This window comes from Gordonia sp. ABKF26 (genome assembly GCF_041103195.1).
In the GTDB taxonomy this organism is placed as follows: domain Bacteria; phylum Actinomycetota; class Actinomycetes; order Mycobacteriales; family Mycobacteriaceae; genus Gordonia; species Gordonia terrae.
The window spans coordinates 4,479,900-4,502,694 of record NZ_JBGCVZ010000003.1; the positions used below are offsets into that span (position 1 = coordinate 4,479,900).

The window sequence follows — 22,795 nt, forward strand, 5'->3', positions numbered from 1 at the left end:
GGCCGGTTACAGGAGACTCACAGCGACACCGCAGCAGCCGCCAACCAAAAACCGCGGGGCGGGAATCCGTTCGGATTCCCGCCCCGCGGCGTGGAGAGAAAGAGTCGATCAGCCGAGGCTGAACGGCTTGCCGTTCAGCGCCACGACACCCTTGACGGCGTCGGTGCTGACGGTCACCTGGATGAAGGCGCGAGCCGACGCGTAACCAGCGCAACTCTCGATCTTGAACTGCTCCTGGCTGTAGGCGACACCGCCCCTCTGGCCCTTGAAGGTGTAAGCACTCAGGTTGTAGTCCTTGTACGCCGTGTTGTCGCCGGAGGTCTCGTCGATCAGCCACTGACGCTTGACCTCACCCGGGCCGAGCGAGACGCCGCCACCGAAAAGGTTGTCGTCGTCGTCGATGGGTGTCAGGCCGCCACCGGCGGTCACGTTACCCGGGGCGTATTCGACCCCGGCCTCGGCGCCGGGAACCTTCGCTTCGCCGCCACCAAAATGGACCTGGCAGCCGACGTCGTAGCCGACCTTGATCGAGCCACCCTCGGCCTTGCCACCGACGGTCACGCGGACCTTGCCCGACAGCCAGCCCTCACGGGTGGTGGGGACATTGCTGATCGGACGCTGGATGCTCACGTACTCGTCGAACAGCTGAACGGTGACGGGCGTGCCATCGACCAGGGTCTTGGTGATGGTGCCACCCGCGAGCGGGCCGGCGGTGGCGCCGCCGGCGCCCAGGCTGGTGAGGCCCATCGCGACGGCACCGGTGATACCGGCCGCCGCAACCACGCGACGCGTGATGTTCTTCTTCATGATTCCCCTTCGTGGAATATCGATCTGCTCAGGGCAGACAAGTCAGGTGGAGCTGGTTATCTGCGCCCGAATCAACCGATGGTGAAGGGCTTGCCGTACAGGGTGGACTGGATGAGGGTGCCCTCGCCGCTCAGCTTGCCGTCATCGGTGCTGTAACCCTTGGCACCGATGGTCTTGACAGCCGAGCGGGCCGAAGCGTAGCCGCCGCACTGGTTCAGATTGAACGAGAGCTGCGACAGCTGGACAGCAGCGACACCGGAGTCGGAGTAGTCCTTGTCGGTGATGCTGACAACAGCAACCTGGCCGGGCGCCAGCGGCAGACTCAGCGATCCGGACAGCGTGGCCGCGGAAAGGCTGATCACGCCACCGAGGTCAAGCGTGATGCCGCTGACGTCGACCTGGCAGCCGACGATGTACTTCACGGCCAGGTTGCCGCCGACGCCCGCTGACGCCTTGCCGGAGTAGGTACCGGAGATCACGAATCCGCGCGATGCGGGGTTGTTCGCGACGGTCGGGATCGGGTACGCGCTCTCGGCGGTACGCCAGGTCTGGATCGACTCGCCGTCGATGCCGGTCGCGTTCTTGTAACCATTCGGCAGCTTCACTGCCGCGGCTTCACCGGCACCCATGCCGGCCAGGCCCACGACCGCGGCCGAGGCGATCGCGACCGCGCCCGCGGCGCGGCGCAGCCCAAGCTTGCTGAACTTGCTCATTCGTTCCCTCTCACAGGATTCGGCTGTTACCCCGCGGAATGCACTCACACCCGCAAGTCATGACCCACGACGTTCGATGGGCTTCCACACAGTTACCACCAAGCCAGCTCTTACGCATGTCTTAGCTGTCGTTAAGAATCCATCGAATTCCTGGTCACTGCTGCGTTGTCACTCGCGACAGATCGCAGGACTACCCCCGGTCCCCGACTCTGGGGACCGGCGTGTCGTCGAGCCGAACGTTATCGGAGGGGTCTCAAGTGGGGCAACAGGAGGACTCGAGCGTGTCACGAACAGGCCACGCACCATCGTGAATACCGGATTCGCCAGCGATCGAAAGTCGAAAGTTAACGACAGGAAAACACCCTGCTGTGCCCGCGTGCGAGCGCGCCCCGCTCACCCGTGATGAGGCGGTCGTTGCGCCTCGAACCAATCCTTAGAATGCCCTGTGTGATGTTGGTCACTCTCGTCTGAAGTCAGTTCAGGGAGGTCGTCCCCGAACACCGAGTCGAGGCGACGACGCCGCGCAGCCCGGTGCTGCGCGGCGTCATCATCGCTGCTCATCGCGGATTTCTCCGGGTCTGTGGGATCGTGTGCCACCGGGTCAGACGTCCAATCGAGAGGCGGTCATCACCCTGTTAACCAGGTGTTTTCTTAGCATTGCTGAACAGATTTCGCAGCCCAGAAACGGCCCGAAGAGCGAACCGGTCAGAACTCGCTGATCGACTCGATCACGTACTTGGCGAGGGGCGCGGCGGTCGCCATCCCGTCACGGACGGCCGCGCGCGAGTTGGCCAGATTCACCACGAGTGTCTGGCCGCTGATTCCGACCAGGCCGCGCGAAAGTCCGCCGTCGGTGGCTCCTGCGGCGAGGCCCGAGCTGCGAACGGCCTCTTCGATGCCGCGCAGACGTCGATCCAGGAGCGGTTCGGTGGCCTCCGGCGTCACATCGCGCGCGCCGACACCCACCCCGCCCACCGACACCACGAGGTCCACACCGCCGATCACCGCGGTGTTGAGCGCGTTGCGGATCTCCACCTCGTCGCCCGAGACCACGACAGCGGCGTCCACGTGGAACCCGGCCTCGGCGAGCAACTCGCTCACGAGCGGGCCGAGAAGTCGTTGATCCTCACCGTGGGCCGCTTCGTCGTCGACCACGACGACCAGCGCGCGGCCGATCTCCTCACCCTGGGGACGATGGGTGGCCTGCTCGTGGCGGGCGACGAATTCACGCGCCGCGGCATCGGCGGCGACCACGTCCGCGGGATCGACCGGTCCCGGCCCGCCCGCGAGGCGGACGTCCAGCGAGTTCTCGTCGATGTCGTTCTCGGCGGAGACGACGGTGTTACCCGGCTTGCGCGAAGCAGCGTCGGACATGACAGGCCCTTTCTATGGGTGGGACCGTCGAAACGGTCTTTCGTGCTGCGCTGCGCCGCCGCCCTGGGCGGTCGTCGACGCAGCCTCCTCGATGCAGTTGTCCTCGCCGGCGGGGACGGTCCCGCCGACGATCACCCCCTCAGCCGACCTCGAGCGTCCCCAGCTTCACCTGGGCGGTCTTGGTCGCACCGTTGTCCACGTAGGTGACGCTGACCGTGTCGCCCGGGGCGTGCGACCGGACCGCGGCCACGAGCGCGTCCCCGGAAGAGATGACGCGGTCGTCGACCTTGGTGATGACCGCGTCGTCGGGGATGCCCGCGCTTGCGGCCGGGCCGCCGGGCGTCACCGCGGTGACCACGGCACCCGGTGCGTCGGACGCTCCACTCGGCCGTACCGACACCCCGATGTTGGCGTGGGTGGCCTTGCCGGTCGATTCGAGTTCCCGGGCCACCCGGATGGCCTGGTCGATCGGGATCGCGAACCCGAGTCCGATGCTGCCACCGGCCTGCTCCTCGCCCCCACCGAGGGTGGCGATGGCGGTGTTGATCCCGATCAGCGCGCCGCGAGCGTTCACGAGTGCGCCGCCGGAGTTGCCGGGGTTGATCGCGGCGTCGGTCTGGATGGCGTCGATGACCGAGGTGGTGTTGGTTCCGGGGTCACGCGACGTCAGCACCGGCCGATTGAGTGCGCTGATGATCCCGGTCGTGACGGTCCCCGCGAGTCCGAGGGGCGAGCCGATCGCGATCACGTCCTGCCCGACGGCGAGATTGTTCGAGTTGCCGACGGTGATCGGTGTCAGGTCGTCGCGGTCGACCTTGATGACCGCGATGTCGGAGATGGGGTCGGCGCCGAGGACACGGGCCTGCGATCGCGAACCGTCGGCGAAGTTGACCGCGACGCGCGATGCCGGGCCGTCGCCGCCGGCACTGACGACGTGATTGTTCGTCATGATGACGCCGTCGTCGCTGAGCACCACCCCCGAGCCGGAGCCCATCGCCCCGCCGGAGGCGACTTCGATGGAGACCACCGACGGGGTGACCCGGGCCGCGACCTCTTGGACGGAACCGGCCGGCGCGGCCACCGGGGCCGTGTTGCCATTGCCGGGATCGCCGCCCAGCGGGCCGCTGCTGGTGCTGGAACCGCCGTCGGAATCGGCCAGGTTGTATCCGGCGACACCGCCCGCACCGCCCGCGACCAACGCGAGCACGAGGGCACCCACTCCCAGGGCGACGAGGCGTCCGCCGCCCCCCTTCTTCTTGGTGGGCGCGGCCGACGAGCCGTCCGCGCCCTGGCCCGGCATGCCGGGCTGCGAGCCGAGCTGCGCGCCATAGGGCGCCGGCCCCGACTGTCCGTACGCGGGACCCGGACCGTAGGGGCCCTGAGGCGGGAACGGACTCGTGCCGGGTCGGCCGTACGACGACGTCGGCGCATTGCTGCCGGGGTAACCGGGCCGGCCGCCCGGTGCGGGGAAGGACCCGGACGGCGGGCCGAACGAACCACCCGGCGATGACGCTTCGTTCCCGGGCGCCGCGTGGTGGGCCCCGGCAGGCCGGCCGCCACCGGGTTGACCGCCACCGTGCTGATCGCCACCGGGTTGACCATCCCCGTGCTGACCGCCCCCGTAGGAACCGTCACCGTGCGAACCGCCAGTCGTCATCTTCGTCTCTTCCTCGTCGGTCCGGCCGTGTGCTCGTGCTCGTCTGTGCAGCCGGTGCTGATCTGTTCCGATGGACGGGCCGGGACCGATTCCTCGGCCGTGTACCCGAACTGCGCCTTCAGTCAACCCTATCGATGACCAGGTCACACCGGGTGCGTACGGAGCCGTTCGCCGTCGCCGGCAGCTGAGTCGTCGGCGCCGATGTCACCGCTTCTCCTCTACTGACGAATCACCTGCGGGGATGGTTCCGCGGCAGTTGCCCGGCCCGGCAGGGTCATCCGGATCAGCGCTCCCCCCAGCGGCGACGTGTCGGCCACCACGGTGCCGCCGTGTCGTTCGACCACCTGACGCACGATCGCCAGTCCCAGGCCCGATCCCGGCATCGACCGCGACTGGGTGGACCGATAGAACCGCTCGAACACGAGACCGCGGTCCTCCTCGGGGATTCCGGGGCCGGCGTCGGCGACGGTGAGCTGCGCACTCGACATCCCGACCTGGGTGAGGCCGACACTCACCGTCCGACCCGGCGGGCTCCACTTGGCCGCGTTGTCGAGAACGTTGAGCACTGCGCGCGAGAGGCCGTGCGCCTCGCCGAAGACGAACCACGGCGAGAGATCGACCTCGAATTCGACGTCGTTGCGGCGCCGTCGAACTCGCTCGAGGGCCTGTTCGACGATCTCGGCGACGTCGACCTCCTCGTACACCACCTCGGGGGCGTCCTCGCGTGCGAGATCGACGAGATCGCCCACCAGCGTGGACAACTCCTCGATCTGCGCCACCACGTCGGCCCGCAGGTCGATCATGTCGTCCTCGGGTACGGCTCGGGCGCCCGGTCGGCTCGCCGCGATCAACAGCTCCAGGTTGGTCCGCAAGGAGGTCAGGGGGGTTCGCAGTTCGTGGCCGGCGTCGGCGACGAGACGCGCCTGCCGGTCCCGTGATTCGTCGAGGGCGCGCAGCATCGCATTGAAACTCGCGGTGAGCTTGGCCAATTCGTCGTTGCCCGTGACCGGGATGGGTGTGAGGTCGTTGGTTCGGGCGACCCGCTCCACAGCCCGGTTGAGCCGGGCCACCGGCCGGAGTCCGGCGCGCGCCACCGTCGTCCCGGCCAGGGCGGCCAGCGCGACCCCGCCGCAGCCGACCACGAACAGCACCCAGGCCAGACGTTTGAGTACCCGGTCGGTCTGGATCAGGCTCTGCGCGAGCACGAGGGTATTGCCGTCGTCGAGTTTGCGCGTCAGGACTCGCTGGTTTCGCGTGGTGCGCAAGCTCTGCTGCGTCGAGCCGGGCACCGACGGCGATCGGACGATGCCGCGCTCGACGTCGTCGAAGGGCACCTGGCCGATCAGATATGTCTCGCCGCCGGGGGTCACCAGCGCGATCGAGATGTTGGTGGAGAACACCGTGCCCGCCACCAGTTGTTCGGGCTGCGTGCGCAGCACCCCCGCTCGGGCGAGCGCGGCCATCCCGTCGGCGCGACTCTCGAGCTGCTGGTCGACGTCGTTGTACATCGCGCGGTAGACGACGAAGTACGCGGCGGCCGCCATCAGGCTCACCGAGACCAGGACGACGGTCGCCGACAGGATCGTCACCCGGGTCCGCAGCGACACCGCGCGCATCAGCGGCATCGGCGCGCGCATCTCCTTCTCGTCGGATCCGTCACCGGCGCTGTGCCCCGTGATCGCCCGGGTGACCCGGTCGCGGAGGAGATCCCGCGTCCTCGGACGTGACGCGGGGTTCGACGACTTCCCCATCACTAGGGCGGCGTCTCCCGGAGTACATATCCGACGCCGCGCACGGTGTGGATCAGTCGTGGCTCACCGTCGGCCTCGGTCTTGCGCCGCAGATACCCGACATAGACCTCGAGGGCGTTGCCCGACGTCGGGAAGTCGTATCCCCACACCTCTTCGAGGATGCGGCTGCGCGACAACACGCGGCGCGGGTTGGCCATCAGCATCTCGAGCAGGGCGAACTCGGTGCGGGTCAGGCTGATCGGACGCTCGCCTCGGGTGACGTCACGGGTGACGGGGTCGAGCGAGAGATCGGCGAAGGTGAGGGTTTCCGAGTCCGCGTCGTCGTCGGGTGACGCACGACGCAGCAGCGCCCGCAACCGGGCCAGGAGTTCTTCGAGGGCGAACGGTTTCGGCAGGTAGTCATCGGCCCCGGCGTCGAGGCCCGACACCCGCTCGGACACCGAGTCACGGGCGGTCAGGACCAGGATGGGGAGGTCGTCACCGGCGGAACGGAGTCGGCGACACACCTCGAGACCGTCGAGACGGGGCATCATGACATCGAGGATGACCACGTCGGGCCGGTCGGCCAGGATCTTCTCGAGTGCCTCGATGCCGTCGCCGGCGGTCTCGACGCTGTAGCCGTTGAAGGTGAGCGACCGTCGCAACGACTCCCGGACGGCCCGATCGTCATCGACCACGAGGATGCGCATGGATACAGTCTTATCCACCCCGGCTGAGATCCGGCTGAGCAACGCCGAAACCCGCTCGTTCGAGTGACGGTCTCGTCGCTCACCTGCGGTTCTCGCACCCTTTCACATCCGGGACCGAGTCCTGTGAGGTCAAGTTGATGGATGCGTAACGCCGGGCTTCGGGTCGCGAAACATCGACCTAAGACGCTGGAACCCGTGACCGTCCCTGCCCCGACTCGTTCTGTCGTGTCCCCATCGGTGATGTCGCTGTGCGCCTACTGCGGCGTCGGCTGCGGCATGGAGATGAAGCTCGACGACGACTCCGACCGGGTCACCAAGACGATCGGACGATCCGATCATCCGACCAATTTCGGCCGCCTGTGCACCAAGGGGTCGACGACCGCGGACATGCTCTCGGCCGGCGGACGCCTGTCGACTCCCCTCGTGCGGGACGATCGCGGCGGTCAGCTCCGGCCCGCCGAACTCGACGACGTCATCACCGACACGGCTCGCCGGCTTCGCACCGTGATCGACGAGCACGGGCCCGACGCGGTGGCCCTGTACGTCTCGGGCCAGATGTCGCTCGAGGCGCAGTACCTGGCGAACAAACTGGCCAAGGGGTTCTTGCGCACCAACCAGATCGAGTCGAACTCGCGGCTCTGCATGGCCAGCGCCGGGACCGGGTACAAGTTGTCACTCGGCTCGGACGGGCCGCCCGGGTCGTATCAGGACTTCGACCACGCCGACGTCTTCCTCGTCATCGGCGCCAACATGGCCGACTGTCACCCGATCCTGTTCCTGCGCATGATGGACCGCGTCAAAGCCGGAGCCAATCTGATCGTCGTCGACCCGCGACGCACGGCGACCGCCGACAAAGCCGATCTGTTCCTGCAGATCCGGTCCGGGACCGACCTCGCCTTCCTCAACGGTCTGCTCCATCTGCTCATCGAGAACGGCCACACCGACTCCGAGTTCATCGAGTCCTTCACCGACGGCTTCGACCAGATCCCCGAGTTCGCCGCCCAGTACCCGCCGGAGGTCGTCGAATCGATCACCGGGATACCGGCAGCCGACCTGCGGGCGGCCGCCGACCTCATCGGGAACGCAGCCAACTGGATGAGCTGCTGGACCATGGGTCTCAACCAGTCCACCCACGGGACGTGGAACACCAACGCGCTCATCAACCTCCACCTCGCCAGCGGTGCCATCTGCCGACTCGGCAGCGGACCGTTCTCGCTGACCGGGCAGCCGAATGCCATGGGCGGCCGCGAGATGGGTTACATGGGTCCGGGCCTGCCCGGCCAGCGCTCGGTGGTGTCCGCGGCGGATCGCGACTTCGTCGAGGACATCTGGGGTGTCCCGGCCGGGACGCTACGCACCGACGTCGGTGGCGGCACCATCGACATGTTCCAGCGCATGGCCGACGGTGAGATCAAGGCGTGCTGGATCATCTGCACCAATCCCGTTGCCTCGGTGGCCAATCGCAAGACCGTCATCGAGGGACTCGAACGCGCCGAACTCGTGATCGCCCAGGACACCTTCGTCGAGACCGAGACCAACCAGTACGCCGACGTCGTCCTGCCCGCGACCCTGTGGTCGGAGTCGACCGGTGTCATGGTCAACTCCGAACGCAACCTCACCCTGTTCGAACCCGCGCTCGCCGCACCCGGACAGGCGATCCCGGACTGGCAGATGATCGCGCGGATCGCCTCGGAGATGGGCTTCGCCGACGCCTTCGACTACTCGAGCGCCGAAGAGGTGTTCGCGGAGATCACGCGGTTCGCGAACCCGAACACCGGGTACGACCTGCGCGGGGTGACCTACGACCGACTCCGCCGGACTCCGATGCAGTGGCCGTGTCCACCGGTCTCCGACGACGCCGCCGACCCGGCCGACAGCGGTGCCCGCAACCCGATCCGGTATCTCAACGACGGTCGCAGCCAAACCCTGCACCGCCTCGACGACGGGTCGACGCCGCGGCTGGCCTTTGCCACCCCGACCCGCCGCGCGCAGTTCTTCGCCCGCCCGCACCTCGACGCGGCCGAGATGCCCGACGACGACTATCCGTTCCTGCTCAACACGGGCCGGTTGCCGCATCAGTGGCACACCATGACCAAGACCGGACGGGTGGCCAAGCTGAACAAACTGAATCCGGAGCCCTTCGTCGAGATCCACCCGGACGATGCCGACCGGCTGAGCATCACAGCCGCGGACAAGGTCGAGGTCGCGTCCCGGCGGGGCCGGGCGGTGTTGCCCGCGCGGATCTCCGACCGCGTCCGGCCCGGCAACTGCTTCGTGCCGTTCCATTGGAACGACGTCTTCGGCGAGCATCTCGCGATCAACGCGGTCACGTCCGACGCGGTGGACCCGCTCTCGCAGCAGCCGGAGCTGAAGGTGTGCGCGGTGACCTTGATCCGGGTACCGGCTGCGCGTGGAGACGCCGACGACACGCCGGTCGTCGCCGCCGGGTCGACGAGACTGACCGAAGCACTGGGGGTGTCCGAGGTGGCGCCGCCCCCGATGACGCCGGCCGAACGCCTCTATCTGGCCGGATTGGCGGCCGGGGTGGGTGCATCTCCCGCGGGCAGTCCGGTCCTTCCGGCCGATGCACCACTGGGTGCCGAGCTGCGCGTCTGGGTGTCGGGCGTGCTCGCGGGCCTGTACTCCCGGGGCACCGTGGCGCCTGATACGGGTGCAGCCCAGGGAGATTCGTCGTCGACGGTGCCGGACACCGACACCGTGACCGTGCTGTGGGCGTCGCAGATGGGCAACGCCGAGGAACTCGCCGTGGAAACGGCCGAACGGGTGAAGGCCAGTGGTCTGCGAGTGGATGCCCGATCCATGGACGACGTCGAGGTCGGCGAATTGAAGGGCACCGCCCTGTTCGTCACCTCGACCACCGGAGACGGCGACCCACCGGACAACGGCACATCCTTCTGGGATGCCCTGAACTCCGACGACGCTCCCGACCTGACCGGGGTCGACTACGCGGTGCTGGCGCTCGGCGACTCCAAGTACGACGACTTCTGCGGACACGGACGCAATCTCGACACCCGCATCGGCGAACTGGGTGGACGCCGCCTGCTCGATCGCGTCGACTGCGAACCCGACTTCGAGGAGACGGCCGGCGGCTGGTTGACCGAGGTCATCCGGGCGATCAGCATGTCGAACCGGGCGCCCACCTCCGGGGTCGACGACGACCGGGTGACCGTGGTCAGCGAACCGGCCGACTCCGCGGCGGCACCGTCGGTGCGATCCGCGCCGGCCTACTCGCGCAAGAAGCCCCTGCTCACCTCGCTCGTCCGGAACGTCAGACTCAACTCCGACGGGTCGCGGAAAGACGTGCGGAACTTCGGCTTTCATCTCCCCGCCGACACCCTGTCCTATCAGGCCGGTGACGCGCTGGGGGTGTGGCCACGCAACGATCCCGCACTCGTCGGGGAATTCCTCGAGCGCACCGGTCTCGACGCCGGCGCGTCGGTGACGGTGGCCGGCGAGAACCTGCCCCTGCACGACGCCTTGCGGGAGCGGATCGAGTTCGCCCGTGTGACACCCGATCTCGTCCGCTTCGTCGCCGAACGAGCCGGCTCCGCCGACCTCAAGACCCTGATCGCCGCCGGGAACAAGCAGCCGTTCACCGAGTGGGCGTGGGGACGTCAGTCGGTGGACATCCTGGCCGATCACCCCGTCGCCGCCGACGTCGAGGAGTGGATGCAGGTCCTCAAACCGATGTCGCCGCGTTCGTATTCGATCTCCTCGAGCCCCGTGGAAAGTCCCGACGAAGTCCAGCTGACGGTGTCGGCGGTGCGCTACAACCTGTTCGGGACACCCCGGGGCGGCGTCTGCTCGACCTTCCTCGCCGACCGCGCCGACGACGAGATCGGTGTCTTCGTGACGTCGACCAGTCACTTCCGTCCGCCGGCCGATCCCGACACCCCGATGATCATGATCGGTCCCGGTACCGGCATCGCCCCGTTCCGCGGGTTCCTGCGCGAGCGTGAGGCGTTGGGGCACAACGGAAAGAACTGGTTGTTCTTCGGCGAGCAGTACTCGGCCACCGACTTCTACTACCGCGACGAGCTGACGGCGATGCTCGGTGACGGAGTGTTGACCCGCCTCGACGTCGCCTTCTCACGCGACCAGGACCGCAAGATCTACGTGCAGGATCGGATGCGCGAGCACGGCGAGGAGCTCTACCAGTGGTTGCACGACGGCGCCCACGTGTACGTCTGCGGGGACGCGACGAAGATGGCCAAGGACGTCGACGCAACACTGAAAGGCATTGTCGCGCAGCACGGTCGCCGATCCCCCGCGAGTGCGGAATCCTACGTCAAGGCACTCGCCGCCGACAAGCGGTACGTGCGAGACGTGTACTGATTCCCATGCTCCCTGAGGTGCGAGGAGCGACCCCCATGCTCCCTGAGGTGCGAGGAGCGACCCCCACCGCTCCCTGAGGTGCGAAGAGCGACCCCCTCTGCTCCCTGAGGAGCGAGCTTGCGAGCGTCACGAAGGGGTCCTCGCAACCACACCCACAACCTCCCACCGCTCCCTGCGCAATGCCCGACAGCCGCAACCCCTACCGCTCCCTGAGGAGGCCCGGAGCCTGCGGAGGGCCGTCACGAAGGGTCCTCGCAACCACACGATCCGAACTGACAACACTTTCATCCGGCGGTGTGTACAAGCATCGATGAAGCGACTCGTCCATACACAGAGCTGTACGCATGCCGTCATTGGTTCACATGTGCCCCGAGGATGGGCGGATGGCATGGGTCTATCTACTCGAGTGCGCCGACAGCTTGTTCTACGTCGGGAGCACGCGCGATCTTGACAAGCGACTGCAACAGCACAGTTCCGCGCAAGTCGGGTTCACATCCCGACGACGCCCGGTGAAGCTCATGTGGGCGGCTGAACTAGAGTTGCAGGACGCTTACGCGATCGAGCGACGCATCCACGGGTGGTCACGTTGCGAAGAAGCGTGCCCTGATCGACGGAGACGTCGAACTCCTTCGTCAACTCTCGAGTCGCGCCAAGGGGAGCATCTCGGTGAGCAGTCGCCCAGACCCTTCGTGACGCTCGCAAGCTCGCTCCTCAGGGAGCAGGATGGGACGCTCGCAAGCTCGCTCCTCAGGGAGCAGGATGGGGCCCTCGCAAGCTCGCTCCTCAGGGAGCATTCGATGGTCACCATCACACCTCAGGAGCATTCCGATGGTCGCCATCGCTCCTCAGGGAGCGCTATCCAACCAGAGCACGATGTCCCCGCCGCGCTCCTCGACCCGGTAGACGCCGACGGAACCGATTCCGTCCGTGGTACATCGACCGTCGGCGAGCCCGAAGGCGTACTGGTGCAACGGGCAGACGACCCTGCCCAGATCGAACTGGCCATCGGCGAGCGGTCCCCCGCGGTGAGGGCAGACGGCGTCGGTGGCGCGCAGGGTCCCGTCGGTCAGCCGGAACACCGCGACCTGTCTGTCCTGCACCGCATATGCCCGACTCTCGCCGATCTGCAGATCCGCGATGGGACCGACGACGACGCCGGCGTCCACCGACACGCTGGTCATCGGACCGGCACCTGGGGCAGCGGAAGCAGCGGCAGCGCCGACGTGAACTGTGCGGGCGACTTCGGTTCGGCGCGATCGAGCCAGGGATCGACGTAGGCCTCGACTGCGGCGTCGATCCCCTCCTGTAACCCCGCCACCAGTCCGTCACGGTCGTCGACGATGATCGCGCGGAGTTCGTCGATGCCGATGCGCGGCACGAATGAGTATGTGCGCTCCAGCCACTTGCCCTGCTCGCGGTAGTACTGGATGAAGATGCCGCACAACCGGATCACCTCGTCGGCCGAGTCGACCGTCGCGAGCAGGTCACCCTTGCGGATGTGCGCGCCTGCGGCGCCACCGACGTAGATCTCCCACTTGCCGTCGCCGATCGCGACGACGCCGAAGTCCTTGCACAGCGCCTCCGCGCAGTTACGTGGGCATCCGGTCACCGCGAGTTTGAGCTTCGCCGGCGACTCCAGCCCCTGGTACCGGGTCTCGATGTCGATGCCGAGTTGTGTCGAATCGCCGAGTCCGAATCGGCAGTAATCGGTTCCGACACAGGTTTTCACGGTTCGGAAACTCTTGCCGTAGGCGTACCCCGACGGCATGCCGAGATCTTCCCAGACCTTCGGCAGGTCTTCCTTCTTCACGCCGAGCAGGTCCAGTCGTTGTCCACCGGTCGCCTTGATCATCGGTATCGAGTACTTCTCGGCGACGTCGGCGATCTTGCGCAACTGATCGGGCGAGGTCACCCCGCCCTTCATCTGGGGCACCACCGAGAACGTGCCGTCGCGCTGGATGTTGGCGTGCACACGGTCGTTGACGAACAGTGCGCCGGGTTCGCGCTTCCAGTCCGAGCCCCAGATGATCCGCAACAGCGATGCGAGCGGCATCTTGGCCGTCGCGTCCTCACCATCGGGTGCGAGTTTGTCGAACACCTCGCTGACCGACCGGAGGTTCTGCCGTCGGATGGCGGCGATGAGTTCGGGTTTCGTCAACGGGATCGCCGGTACGTACCAGTCGGCCGAAGCGTCGGCGGTGAGCGCGTCGCCCGCGGCCAGTTCGACGATGTCGGCGACGAGACCCTTGCAGGACCCACAACCCTTGCCGGCGCGGGTCTTCGCACACACATCCCCCACGCTCGTGCACCCCGACGCGACGCAGGCAACGATGTCACCTTTGGTGACCCCGTTGCAGTTGCACACCTGCACGTCGTCGGCGAGTTCGGCCGCCCCGGTCTCGGCGCTGGGCGTGCCCAGGTCGAACAGCATCGAGATGCGCTCGTCCGGCAACGGGACCTTGTCGTCGAATGCCTGGGTGAGAAAATTGACCTTCGAGATGTCCCCCAACAGCATCGCTCCGATGAGCTTGTTGTCGCGGACCACCACACTCTTGTAGACGCCGTTGCGCGGTTCGTAGAACTGGACGAACTCGTCGTCCTCGCGTTCGGGGCCCTTGACACCCATGGCCGCGACGTCGACGCCGGCGACCTTGAGCTTGGTGGTCAGGCGCGAACCATGGTACTCCGCAGCCGGATTCGCGCCCGTCAGCACGTCGGCTAGCACCACCGCCTGCTCCCACAGCGGCGCGACCAGACCGTACACCTCGCTGCGGTGCTGCGCGCATTCGCCGACCGCGTAGATGAACGCCTCGTCCTCGCAACGCATCTGATCGTCGACGACGATTCCGCGTTCGACGACCAGGCCCGCGCCGCGGGCGATCTCAACATTGGGGCGGATGCCGGCGGTCACGACGATCATGTCGGCGGGCAGCGAATCCCCGTCGGTGAAACCGACACCGGCAACGGTCCCGTCGTCGTTGCGCAGGACCGCGGTGGTCCGCTTGCCGGTGTGGACACCGACCCCGAGCGCTTCGATCTGGTTGCGCAGCACCTTGCCGCCGCGCTCGTCGAGTTGCTGGTTCATCAGATGCCCGGGCGAGTGGACGACGTCGACGGCCAGCCCCTGCGTCCGAAGGCCATAAGCGGCTTCGAGTCCCAGCAACCCACCGCCGATCACCACCGCGCGCACGTCGTCACGAGACGCCGCCATCTGCAGCATGCCGTTGGTGTCCTCGATGGTGCGGAAGCCGAACACCCCGCGCGCGAGCCGGCCGTCGGACTCGCGCAGTCCGTCCATGTTCGGGAAGAACGTGTGGGACCCGGTGGCGACGATCAGCACGTCGAATCCGATGACCCGTCCGCTCGCGCAGGTCACCGTCTTGGCGAACCGGTCGATCGACTCGGCACGATCACCGGAGTGGAGAGTGACGTCGTTCTCCCGGTACCACGCCATCGGGTTGAGCATCAGATCGTCGTCGTCGACCGCGGCCTCACCGGCCAGCACGTGACTGAGCATGATCCGGTTGTAGTTGCCGTACGGCTCATCGCCGATCATGGTGATGTCGAACTGATCCCGGCCTCCCCGGGAGATGATCTCCTCCACGGTGCGCGCGCCGGCCATGCCGTTGCCGACCACCACCAGCCTGCGGACCGCCTCCCGGTCAGGCGTCGCGTACTCGCCGCCCATCAGAAGACGACCATCCCGAAGTCGACGACAACCTCGCCGCTCGCCCCCTCGGGCGCCGCGAGCAGCAGTTCCAGTGTGCTGTCGGGTTCCACGTCCTCGACGACCCGCAACGGCACATTGACCGACGACTTCGCCCCCATGGGGAACATCCGCATCGGGGTGCCGTCGCGCACGAGGGTCACGCAGATGAGTTCGTCGGAGCTGTTACCGCCGCGAAAGTACAACGGCTGAGCCGTCATTCCCGACGGCACGACGAAGGTCAGTGACGCGTCGATCGGCCCCGGCTTGGACAGACCCGAGCCGGCGAACGCATGGACACCCTGCAGAAAACGTGGAGTGCTCGACATGTCGCCACTATCCGCGAGGCGCATGAAATGCGACTTGCCTCGGTGTTACGGCGACGTTGTCTGGTTCTCACCGGGCCCGCCCGCCGAGGAGAGCGCGGGCAACGGGACTATCGCGCGCCGAGCGCACGCTCCCGCGCGAGGAAGAAGAACGGGATCGCGGTGGCGATACCCACCCCGAAGGTCAGCACCACCGACGCGGCCCACCACGGCAGGATGCGGAGCCGGCGGGCTTCGGCGAAGGCCCACAGGTGAAAGCCGATGACGACGAAGGTGAGGTCCACCATCGCGAACCGGCCCGGAGTCGTCCTCAGGATGTCGCCGACGAAGAAGTCCTTCACCGACTCGGGACCGTTACTTCGCACGTAGGGAATCGCGATGGCGTTCTGGGTCACCAGCGCAGCCACGAAGACCACGAGCAACGATCGCTCGCGCCACTTCTGGTCGGTATCGGTCGTCGTCATCGCGCCTCCCTCGACATGCACCGAACCCCGATCGTGCCACGGTCGAGCGTCGGCGCGGAGGGATTCCGCGCCGACGATGGACCTCAGGTCCGGCGCCACCCGGCGGCGCCGACCATCTCGGCGACCTGGGTGAACTTCACCCGCGGCCGCCCCTGCTCGAGGCCCCGACGCCGTTCACGTCGATCGATGGCACGCATTCCGCGGTAGCCGATCACCGTCGCGACGCGCTTGCGGACCAGGGCGCCGAACGCACCGGGTTCGCGATCGGTGCGTCGGATACGTCCCGCCGCGGCATCGGCGAGGAAGTCCTCGACGGTTCGCGTGGCACACATCTTGTTGGCGCCGATCCCGCCGCTGGGTCCGCGCTTGGCCCAGCCGAGCACATAACCGCCCGGGATGATCGCGCCCGTCTCGTCGACGAGGCGGCCGTCGACGTTGCTGAAGACTCCACGCGCATCGTCGAAGGTGAGCCCGGGAATCGGGGTCGAACGATAGCCGATCGAGCGCACCACGAGATCGGTCGCGATGTGGTGACGTCCCTCGCCGGTGCGGACCGTGACGGACTCGACCTGCGAATCACCGGTGATCTCTTCGGGGCTGCTGTGGAACAGGAACACGATTCGGCGGCGATTCGGATCGGCCGGCTCACGGAACCTGGAGAGGTCGGCACCGTCGACCTCGTCGATGACCTCGACCTCGACGCCCGGGATCTCCGACAGCGCACGGTATTCGGCCGCGGTGTAGGCCGCCGAGGCCTGATCGCGACGACCCAGCAGAACCACTTCGTGCACGTTCTGCTCGGCCAGCAGGTCCAGCGCACGGTCGGCGATGTCGGTGGTGGCCAACAGCTCCGGCGGCGACACCAGGATGCGCGCGACGTCGAGAGCGACGTTGCCGGTACCGACGACGACCGCGCGGCCCATCGCCGGGTCGTCGGAGGTTCCGCGACGCAACGGCGGCCCGGCGTCGACGCCGGGCACCCCGTTGTACCAGGCCACCAGATCGGTGGCCGAGGTCGAGCCCGGAAGGTCCTCGCCCGGAATGCCCAGTCGCCGTGACTCACTCGCGCCAACCGCGTAGAACACGGCGTCGAAGTGCTCGGCCAGTTCGGCGGGCGTGATCTGGTCTCGACCGTCGCCGATGGTCACGTTGGTGAGCATCGTGACCCGGGGATCGCGGTAGAGCAGGTCGAAGCCGCGGAGCACGCCCTTGGTGCCCGGGTGATCCGGGGCGACCCCGGCGCGCACGAGCCCGCCCGGCGTCGGGAGTTTGTCGATCACGGTGACCCGCGCCTCGGTCCGATCGAGCAGCGTGCGCAGCGCGTAACCGCCGGAGGGCCCGGTACCGACCAGCGCGACGCGGAGTCCCGCAGGCAGTTTCGGCACGTCCGGATAGGTGACCGTCGACTCCGAGTCCTCGCCGATGGGCGCCCAGCCCGACCGGACATCCGGGTTGTTCTTGTAGAAGTCCGCGTTGATGTCGATGAAGACCTTGTCCCGGGTGCCGAGCTTGTCGGCGGGATAGATCGCGTCGACCGGGCAGGCGTCGGCGCAGGCGCCGCAGTCGATGCACGCCTCGGGATCGATGTGCAGGATGTCGGAGCTGCCGAAGCCGCGCTCCTCCGGCGTCGGATGGATGCAGTTGACCGGGCACACGGCGACGCATGCCGCGTCGCTACAACATGATTGGGTGATGACGAACATCAGAGCATGTGCGCTTTCCGGTAGTACCGCATGGCCGGCTTGGTGAGCAGTCCCACCTCGTCGAGGAATTCCATGAGGTGGGCGCAGCTGCTGCGGATCATCGAGTGGAAGTGCGAATTGCTGCGCATCTCCCGGACAGCACGGTCGACGTCGAGTCCGGCGTCGGCAAAGGCCTTGGGCTGCACCAGACTCGTCACGATGAAGTAGGCCCCGACGGCGACCGCGAATGCGCTGAACTGGCGGCGCGCCCAGCTGACGCCCTCCAGGGAGTCACGGACCTCTTCGCGCGCGAACTTCATGTGGCGCGACTCTTCGAGGACGTGGATCTCGTTCACGGTGCGGATGAAGTCGAGCACCCGGTCGTCGCGCATGCAGCCGCGCTGGAAGACGTCCAAGACCTCTTCGGCGACCAGGATGCCGGCGTAGGCGACCTCGTTCTTCGCGGTCTGCATGAAGATCTTGCCGAGGCGCGAGACCTTCTTCGACGGGTGGTAAGAGGCGCCGACCATCTTCTCCGACGCCTTGGCGAACATCAGCGAGTGCCGGCACTCGTCGGCGACCTCGGTGAGCGCGAACTGGAACTCCGACCCGTGGTAGTCGCCGAGGTACTGGTCGCGGATGACCATCTCCTGCAGGATCATCTCGAACCAGATCCCGATGTTCATGATCGACGCGAACTCGTGGCGCGTCACCGAGATGCGCTGCTCCTCGGTCAACTCGTCCCAGTACGCGGTTCCGTACAGCGAGGACCACTCCGGGCTGCACCCGTACTTGGTGGGGTCCATCGGCTTGGACCAGTCGATCTCGGTCATCGCGTTGCGTGACAACCGGGCGGCCGATGCCAGCAACCGTGCCGAGACCTCTTCGGTTCCCTGGTCACGCAGACTGATGACGTTCTCGGATCGTTCCATCGCGGCGGTCATGGAGCACTCGCTTCCCGGTCGTCGATCGTGACAATGATCGATGTAATGACAATGCGTGTTGTCAAGATAGCACCGCCGTGTGACCGAGTAAACGAATCGACGAATATACTCACCGGTAAGTTCGACACCGAGCACAATCGTCGCAGGTCATCGACGTCCAACTGTTCTGTTCACCGACTAGGAGTTCGCATGCCTTCCATCTTCATCACCGGCGGCGCCGCCGGAATCGGTCTCGCCACCGCGGAACGTTTCGGCCGCGAAGGATGGACCGTCGGCGTCTACGACGTCGACGTCGACGCGCTGGCGAAGGTGAAGGCAGACCATCCCGACTTCATCACCGGCACCATCGACGTCCGGGAACCGGAGCAGTGGGCCGAGGCCCTCGCCGAGTTCACCTCGCACACCGGCGGCACACTCGACGTCCTCGACAACAACGCCGGCATCCTCCACGAGGGCCAGATCGACCACATCTCGCCGGATCAGATCAAGCGTCAGATCGACATCGACGCCCTCGGCGTCGCGCTCGGCGCTCAGGCCGCGCACCCGTACCTGAAGAAGACGCCGGGCGCGCACCTGGTGAACATCGGATCGGCGTCGGCCATCTACGGCCAGCCCGGCATCGCGGTCTACTCGGCCACCAAGTTCTTCGTCGCCGGCCTCACCGAGGCACTCGAGCTCGAGTGGGAGCACGACGACATCCGCGTCGTCAGCATCTGGCCGCTCTGGGCCAAGACCGCGCTCGCGACCGGCGGCGCGAAGTCGACGAAGACGCTGGGCATCCGTATCACCCCCGAGCAGGTCGCCGACAAGATCTGGGAGTCGGTGCACCCGACCCGCCAGGACAAGCTGCTGCATCGCACCAGCTACTCCGTCGGCACGCAGACTCTCGTCCTCCAGAACGCCGCCAAGTTCATCCCGAACTTCCTCAACCGGACCGTCAACAAGTACATCGCCCAGTAGTCCCGCACCCCCGCAAACCCACCCCTTTTCCGCACACCCACCGCGCTTGATGGACTGGTCCCCAGGAGTTGGACTGAAAATCAGTTTCGACTACCCGGGGAGAGTTGTATGCATCCACGTAGTTCGTTGTCGGTGGAGCAGCGTGAGCGGGCGGTAGCCTTTTTCGAGGAAGGTTTCGCTGATCGCTGGGTCGCTAGGAAGGTAGGCGCGTCACGCGATGCGGTGAAGACGCTGTATCAGCGTTGGCGAATTCATGGCAGGGGTGCATTGGTGGAGAAGCGAGTCCAGGGCACGTACTCATTCGAGTTTAAAGTCGCTCTGGTGCAGCGTTTCCTGGCCGGCGAGAACGCGCTCACGCTCAGTCAAGAGGCCGGCCTGTCCTCCCCTCAACAGCTCAAAGCGTGGGCGCGAATCTACCGTCGTGACGGCGTCGATGGGCTCAAACCCAAGCCGCGTGGCCGCCCTCGCACCCAGCCGGTCGAAGAGCTCAGCGAGCTGGAACAGTTACGTCGGGACAACGAGCGGTTGCGGGCGGAGAACGCATACTTGGGAAAATTGCAGGCCTTGAGGCAGCAGCACCGACGGTCCTGAAGGTTCACGCCGTCGTCTCCCTCAAGGCAGAACATCGACTGGGCGATCTGCTCGCCGCGGCTGGGCTGGCACGCTCGACGTTCTTCTACCACCAGGCCCGACTCGCCCGCCCCGACCCATGGGAACAGACCAAGGCCGCGATCAGCGAGATCTTTCACGCCAACAAGGGCCGGTACGGCCACCGGCGAGTACACCGCGAGTTGGTCAACAGTGGCGAGCAGATCGCGAAGAAGACCGTGCTGGCGCTGATGCGTCAGCTCGGTCTGGCCTGTCAGGTCCGCCGGCGTCGTTACGTGTCGTACCAGGGCCAGACCGGGGTCATCGCCGACAACCTACTTAACCGCGACTTCACCGCCGAGGCGCCCAACCAGAAGTGGGTCACCGACGTGACCGAGTTCCATATCGGCGAGAACAGGCTGTACTTGTCACCGATCTTGGACCTGTACAACCGCGAGATCATTGCCTACTCGATCAGTCGATCGCCGAATCTAGATCTGACCCACTCGTCTTTGCGGGCCGCACTTGCCACCCTCGAACCCGGCCAGCGCCCGTTGGTGCACTCCGATCAAGGTTTCCAATACCAGCACAAAACTTGGGGACGTTTACTCGCCGAAGCCGGTGCGCAGCAATCGATGTCACGTAAAGGGAACTGCTACGACAATGCCGTGATGGAAGCGTTCTTCGGACACCTGAAGGAGGAATGCTTCCACCACGTCACCTACCTCGACACTCAAGCCCTCGAGGCCGCCCTGCATGACTACATCCATTGGTACAACTACAACCGCACCTCCGAACGCCTCGAGGGTCTAAGCCCGGTGCAATACCGGACTCAGACCCTCGTGGCGTAACCTCCCGAATTACCAGTCCAACTCCTGGGGACCAGTCCATTGAACCTGGTGGGTTCACGGAAATTGGGTGGGTTTGTCGGAAGTTGGGTCCGGACGGGGCGTTCGTGCGTCTGACACGTATGGACCTACCCACCGACCCGTACGGCCTGATCCTCCGCAGCGAGACTGCCGGCACCCACATCAGCGATGAACAGCTGCAGCGCATGGTCAGCACCAAGGCTCTCGCGCGGCTCTGGCCGGGTACGATGGCCGACTTCACCGCGGTGAGCGAACTCCACGCCATCGAGAAATACCGCTTGACCGTCATCGCTGCGGCCAGGGCGGGACGACCCGGTCGGGTCGTGAGTCACGCTTCCGCCGCTGCCATGCACCGGTTGCCGATGCTGTGGCCCGACCTGTCGCAGGTTCATGTGACGTCGCCGAGAGTCGGGAAACGGGCCGGGAACATCGTCAGACATCAGGCCGCCGTCGACCCCCAGGACATCGAGGTCATCGACGGGGTCACGGTGACGTCCATCGAGCGCACGGCGTGCGATGTCGCCCGACTGGGAACCAACCGGCAGGCCCTCGCGGTGCTCGATGCCGCCCTTCGACGCGATGCCGATCCAGACCGGATGAGACGGATCCTCGACTCGTGCCGAGGATTCAAGGGGGTCGAGATGCTTCGCCGAGCGATGGCGCACGCGAACGCGTCGTCGGAAAGCGTCGGCGAGTCCCTCAGTCGTGCAGTCATGCTCGAGTTCCCCGACCTACCGGTACCGCGACAGCAGGTGGAGATCGTCGTCCGGTGGACCTGGCCGGACCTCGCCGACAAGGCCCGCTTCTACGAGCAGATCACGAAGGCGCTTCGACTCGGCGGATTCGAGTGACCGGCAAACCCACCCTGTTTCCGCAAAGTCACCGCGCTCGGCCCGGGTGGGTTCACGGAAAGGGGTGGGTTTGCGGGGCGTTACCGTCGCGCAGTCGGGAGCTTCAGCGCGAACCGCAGACTCACCAGCCGGAGACCGGTCGCGAGAACCGACCCGACGACGAGCCAGATCCAGTGCGGCGCAGAAGTATACGTGGCACCGACGGCGACGACGGCGGCACCGAGAACCGCCGGCACGGCGTAGAGGTCGGACGGCTGGAGGAGGAGTGGGACCTCATTGGAGATCACGTCGCGGAGCATCCCGCCGCCGACCGCGGTGAGGAGACCGACGGTCGTCGCGGCGAAGGCGCTCGCCCCGACGTCGAGGGCGATGCTCGCCCCGGTCGCGGCGAAGAGCCCCATCCCGAAGGCGTCGAGCACCAGGATCGACCGGTGCAGAGCGGTGAACGCGGGATGGAAGAAGAAGACGACGAGGCTGGCGATGGTCGCGGTGACGATCGGACCCCATCCGTTGATCGATGCGGGCGGGGTGATCCCGAGGAGTACGTCACGCAGGACCCCGCCGCCGACACCGGTGAGGACGCCGACGGTGATGATCCCCCACATGTCGAAGTCCTTGCGGACCCCGAGCATCGCACCCGACGCCGCGAACACCGCGATACCCGCGAAGTTGAGCACGTCGAGCAGCACGAGATCACCTCTGGATCAGGAACAGGGACGACCACCGGCACACGAATGACCGCCCCCGGTGGGACCGGAGGCGGTCATCGGTATGTCAGTGCGGTGCCGGAACGGCGACCGAACGCGGCTAGCGACGGTCCAGGTCGATGAGGCCGGCGCGAGCCGCCTTGACCAGACGACGCGGAATCCGCACGGGGACGCCGTTCACCTTCTCTTCTTGCAGTGCGGGGTTTTCCGCCTTCCACTGCGAACGACGGCTACGGGTGTTCGCCCGCGACATCCGGCGCTTCGGTACAGCCATGGTTGAGCCCTTCTCCTACTGTGGTCTGCGTGGTCGATGGCGACGCCATGCGTCACTGGTCGGCCCCTGAGTGCGCC

The 22,795-nt window shown here is 66.6% G+C and carries 19 protein-coding genes and 1 pseudogene; 6 read left to right on the forward strand and 14 right to left on the reverse strand.

Annotated elements, in window-relative coordinates; all coding sequences use genetic code 11:
• Positions 1-108: 108 nt before the first annotated feature.
• The 6 genes from AB4Z55_RS20740 to AB4Z55_RS20765 all read right to left on the reverse strand — a co-directional run bounded on the left by AB4Z55_RS20740 (position 109) and on the right by AB4Z55_RS20765 (position 6,991).
• On the reverse strand, positions 109-807 hold the full coding sequence (locus AB4Z55_RS20740; protein WP_248644947.1) for an MspA family porin: 699 nt from the start codon (positions 805-807) through the stop codon (positions 109-111).
• Between the two features lie 71 nt (positions 808-878).
• Positions 879-1,520: an MspA family porin gene (locus AB4Z55_RS20745; RefSeq protein ID WP_248644946.1), complete on the reverse strand. Its 642-nt coding sequence runs from the start codon at positions 1,518-1,520 to the stop codon at positions 879-881.
• A gap of 705 nt (positions 1,521-2,225) precedes the next feature.
• Positions 2,226-2,894 carry a molybdenum cofactor biosynthesis protein B gene (locus AB4Z55_RS20750; RefSeq protein WP_004020045.1) on the reverse strand — a complete coding sequence of 223 codons (669 nt, stop codon included), beginning with the start codon at positions 2,892-2,894 and terminating at the stop codon, positions 2,226-2,228.
• 139 nt (positions 2,895-3,033) lie between these two features.
• Entirely contained in the window at positions 3,034-4,551 is a 1,518-nt protein-coding gene (locus AB4Z55_RS20755; RefSeq protein ID WP_239403747.1) for a trypsin-like peptidase domain-containing protein, read from the reverse strand.
• A 218-nt stretch (positions 4,552-4,769) separates the two neighbouring features.
• On the reverse strand, positions 4,770-6,302 hold the full coding sequence (locus AB4Z55_RS20760; protein ID WP_239403748.1) for a HAMP domain-containing sensor histidine kinase: 1,533 nt from the start codon (positions 6,300-6,302) through the stop codon (positions 4,770-4,772).
• Positions 6,303-6,304: 2 nt separating this feature from the next.
• Positions 6,305-6,991, reverse strand: coding sequence for a response regulator transcription factor (locus tag AB4Z55_RS20765; RefSeq protein ID WP_004020048.1), 687 nt, complete (start codon positions 6,989-6,991; stop codon positions 6,305-6,307).
• Positions 6,992-7,231: 240 nt separating this feature from the next.
• On the opposite strand from AB4Z55_RS20765, the gene AB4Z55_RS20770 reads away from it, so the two are divergent.
• Positions 7,232-11,347 (forward strand): molybdopterin-dependent oxidoreductase, encoded by a 4,116-nt coding sequence (locus AB4Z55_RS20770; RefSeq protein WP_369521040.1) that lies wholly within the window; start codon positions 7,232-7,234, stop codon positions 11,345-11,347.
• Positions 11,348-11,730: 383 nt separating this feature from the next.
• Positions 11,731-12,040: pseudogene (locus AB4Z55_RS20775) on the forward strand (GIY-YIG nuclease family protein).
• Between the two features lie 152 nt (positions 12,041-12,192).
• Here AB4Z55_RS20775 and AB4Z55_RS20780 read toward each other — a convergent pair.
• The 6 genes from AB4Z55_RS20780 to AB4Z55_RS20805 all read right to left on the reverse strand — a co-directional run bounded on the left by AB4Z55_RS20780 (position 12,193) and on the right by AB4Z55_RS20805 (position 18,469).
• Positions 12,193-12,528, reverse strand: coding sequence for a Rieske (2Fe-2S) protein (locus tag AB4Z55_RS20780; protein ID WP_354559868.1), 336 nt, complete (start codon positions 12,526-12,528; stop codon positions 12,193-12,195).
• Positions 12,525-15,035, reverse strand: a complete 2,511-nt coding sequence (gene nirB, locus AB4Z55_RS20785) for a nitrite reductase large subunit NirB (RefSeq protein ID WP_369520429.1) — start codon at positions 15,033-15,035, stop codon at positions 12,525-12,527. The genes AB4Z55_RS20780 and nirB overlap by 4 nt, the downstream gene beginning before the upstream one ends.
• The gene (locus AB4Z55_RS20790; RefSeq protein ID WP_033203836.1) at positions 15,035-15,382 is read right to left on the reverse strand and encodes a hypothetical protein; all 348 of its coding nucleotides are present in this window, start codon (positions 15,380-15,382) and stop codon (positions 15,035-15,037) included. Before AB4Z55_RS20790 ends, nirB begins: the two co-directional genes overlap by 1 nt.
• A 107-nt stretch (positions 15,383-15,489) precedes the next feature.
• The gene (locus AB4Z55_RS20795; protein WP_064569369.1) at positions 15,490-15,843 is read right to left on the reverse strand and encodes a DUF2834 domain-containing protein; all 354 of its coding nucleotides are present in this window, start codon (positions 15,841-15,843) and stop codon (positions 15,490-15,492) included.
• 83 nt (positions 15,844-15,926) lie between these two features.
• Positions 15,927-17,546 (reverse strand): FAD-dependent oxidoreductase, encoded by a 1,620-nt coding sequence (locus AB4Z55_RS20800; RefSeq protein WP_369520430.1) that lies wholly within the window; start codon positions 17,544-17,546, stop codon positions 15,927-15,929.
• Positions 17,546-18,469: a diiron oxygenase gene (locus AB4Z55_RS20805; protein WP_004020056.1), complete on the reverse strand. Its 924-nt coding sequence runs from the start codon at positions 18,467-18,469 to the stop codon at positions 17,546-17,548. Before AB4Z55_RS20805 ends, AB4Z55_RS20800 begins: the two co-directional genes overlap by 1 nt.
• Positions 18,470-18,658: 189 nt before the next feature.
• On the opposite strand from AB4Z55_RS20805, the gene AB4Z55_RS20810 reads away from it, so the two are divergent.
• The 4 genes from AB4Z55_RS20810 to AB4Z55_RS20825 all read left to right on the forward strand — a co-directional run bounded on the left by AB4Z55_RS20810 (position 18,659) and on the right by AB4Z55_RS20825 (position 21,737).
• Positions 18,659-19,429 carry an SDR family oxidoreductase gene (locus AB4Z55_RS20810; RefSeq protein ID WP_004020057.1) on the forward strand — a complete coding sequence of 257 codons (771 nt, stop codon included), beginning with the start codon at positions 18,659-18,661 and terminating at the stop codon, positions 19,427-19,429.
• Positions 19,430-19,537: 108 nt separating this feature from the next.
• Positions 19,538-20,020: a helix-turn-helix domain-containing protein gene (locus AB4Z55_RS20815; RefSeq protein WP_239402528.1), complete on the forward strand. Its 483-nt coding sequence runs from the start codon at positions 19,538-19,540 to the stop codon at positions 20,018-20,020.
• Entirely contained in the window at positions 20,017-20,868 is an 852-nt protein-coding gene (locus AB4Z55_RS20820) for an IS3 family transposase (RefSeq protein ID WP_239402670.1), read from the forward strand. Before AB4Z55_RS20815 ends, AB4Z55_RS20820 begins: the two co-directional genes overlap by 4 nt.
• Before the next feature lie 119 nt (positions 20,869-20,987).
• On the forward strand, positions 20,988-21,737 hold the full coding sequence (locus AB4Z55_RS20825; RefSeq protein ID WP_369521041.1) for a hypothetical protein: 750 nt from the start codon (positions 20,988-20,990) through the stop codon (positions 21,735-21,737).
• 80 nt (positions 21,738-21,817) lie between these two features.
• Here the strand turns inward: AB4Z55_RS20825 and AB4Z55_RS20830 are convergent, their stop codons facing one another.
• Both AB4Z55_RS20830 and rpmF read right to left on the reverse strand, forming a co-directional pair.
• Positions 21,818-22,426, reverse strand: coding sequence for a trimeric intracellular cation channel family protein (locus AB4Z55_RS20830; protein WP_101820370.1), 609 nt, complete (start codon positions 22,424-22,426; stop codon positions 21,818-21,820).
• Between the two features lie 118 nt (positions 22,427-22,544).
• Positions 22,545-22,718: a 50S ribosomal protein L32 gene (rpmF, locus tag AB4Z55_RS20835; protein ID WP_004020060.1), complete on the reverse strand. Its 174-nt coding sequence runs from the start codon at positions 22,716-22,718 to the stop codon at positions 22,545-22,547.
• Positions 22,719-22,795: the final 77 nt, after the last annotated feature.

Bases quoted from the DNA above. Each gene is read 5' to 3' on its own strand.
- AB4Z55_RS20740 (WP_248644947.1), bottom strand. From the start codon at position 807: ATGAAGAAGAACATCACGCGTCGCGTGGTTGCGGCGGCCGGTATCACC.
- AB4Z55_RS20745 (WP_248644946.1), bottom strand. From the start codon at position 1,520: ATGAGCAAGTTCAGCAAGCTTGGGCTGCGCCGCGCCGCGGGCGCGGTC.
- AB4Z55_RS20750 (WP_004020045.1), bottom strand. From the start codon at position 2,894: ATGTCCGACGCTGCTTCGCGCAAGCCGGGTAACACCGTCGTCTCCGCC.
- AB4Z55_RS20755 (WP_239403747.1), bottom strand. From the start codon at position 4,551: ATGACGACTGGCGGTTCGCACGGTGACGGTTCCTACGGGGGCGGTCAG.
- AB4Z55_RS20760 (WP_239403748.1), bottom strand. From the start codon at position 6,302: ATGGGGAAGTCGTCGAACCCCGCGTCACGTCCGAGGACGCGGGATCTC.
- AB4Z55_RS20765 (WP_004020048.1), bottom strand. From the start codon at position 6,991: ATGCGCATCCTCGTGGTCGATGACGATCGGGCCGTCCGGGAGTCGTTG.
- AB4Z55_RS20770 (WP_369521040.1), top strand. From the start codon at position 7,232: ATGTCGCTGTGCGCCTACTGCGGCGTCGGCTGCGGCATGGAGATGAAG.
- AB4Z55_RS20780 (WP_354559868.1), bottom strand. From the start codon at position 12,528: ATGACCAGCGTGTCGGTGGACGCCGGCGTCGTCGTCGGTCCCATCGCG.
- nirB (WP_369520429.1), bottom strand. From the start codon at position 15,035: ATGGGCGGCGAGTACGCGACGCCTGACCGGGAGGCGGTCCGCAGGCTG.
- AB4Z55_RS20790 (WP_033203836.1), bottom strand. From the start codon at position 15,382: ATGTCGAGCACTCCACGTTTTCTGCAGGGTGTCCATGCGTTCGCCGGC.
- AB4Z55_RS20795 (WP_064569369.1), bottom strand. From the start codon at position 15,843: ATGACGACGACCGATACCGACCAGAAGTGGCGCGAGCGATCGTTGCTC.
- AB4Z55_RS20800 (WP_369520430.1), bottom strand. From the start codon at position 17,546: ATGTTCGTCATCACCCAATCATGTTGTAGCGACGCGGCATGCGTCGCC.
- AB4Z55_RS20805 (WP_004020056.1), bottom strand. From the start codon at position 18,469: ATGACCGCCGCGATGGAACGATCCGAGAACGTCATCAGTCTGCGTGAC.
- AB4Z55_RS20810 (WP_004020057.1), top strand. From the start codon at position 18,659: ATGCCTTCCATCTTCATCACCGGCGGCGCCGCCGGAATCGGTCTCGCC.
- AB4Z55_RS20815 (WP_239402528.1), top strand. From the start codon at position 19,538: ATGCATCCACGTAGTTCGTTGTCGGTGGAGCAGCGTGAGCGGGCGGTA.
- AB4Z55_RS20825 (WP_369521041.1), top strand. From the start codon at position 20,988: ATGGACCTACCCACCGACCCGTACGGCCTGATCCTCCGCAGCGAGACT.
- rpmF (WP_004020060.1), bottom strand. From the start codon at position 22,718: ATGGCTGTACCGAAGCGCCGGATGTCGCGGGCGAACACCCGTAGCCGT.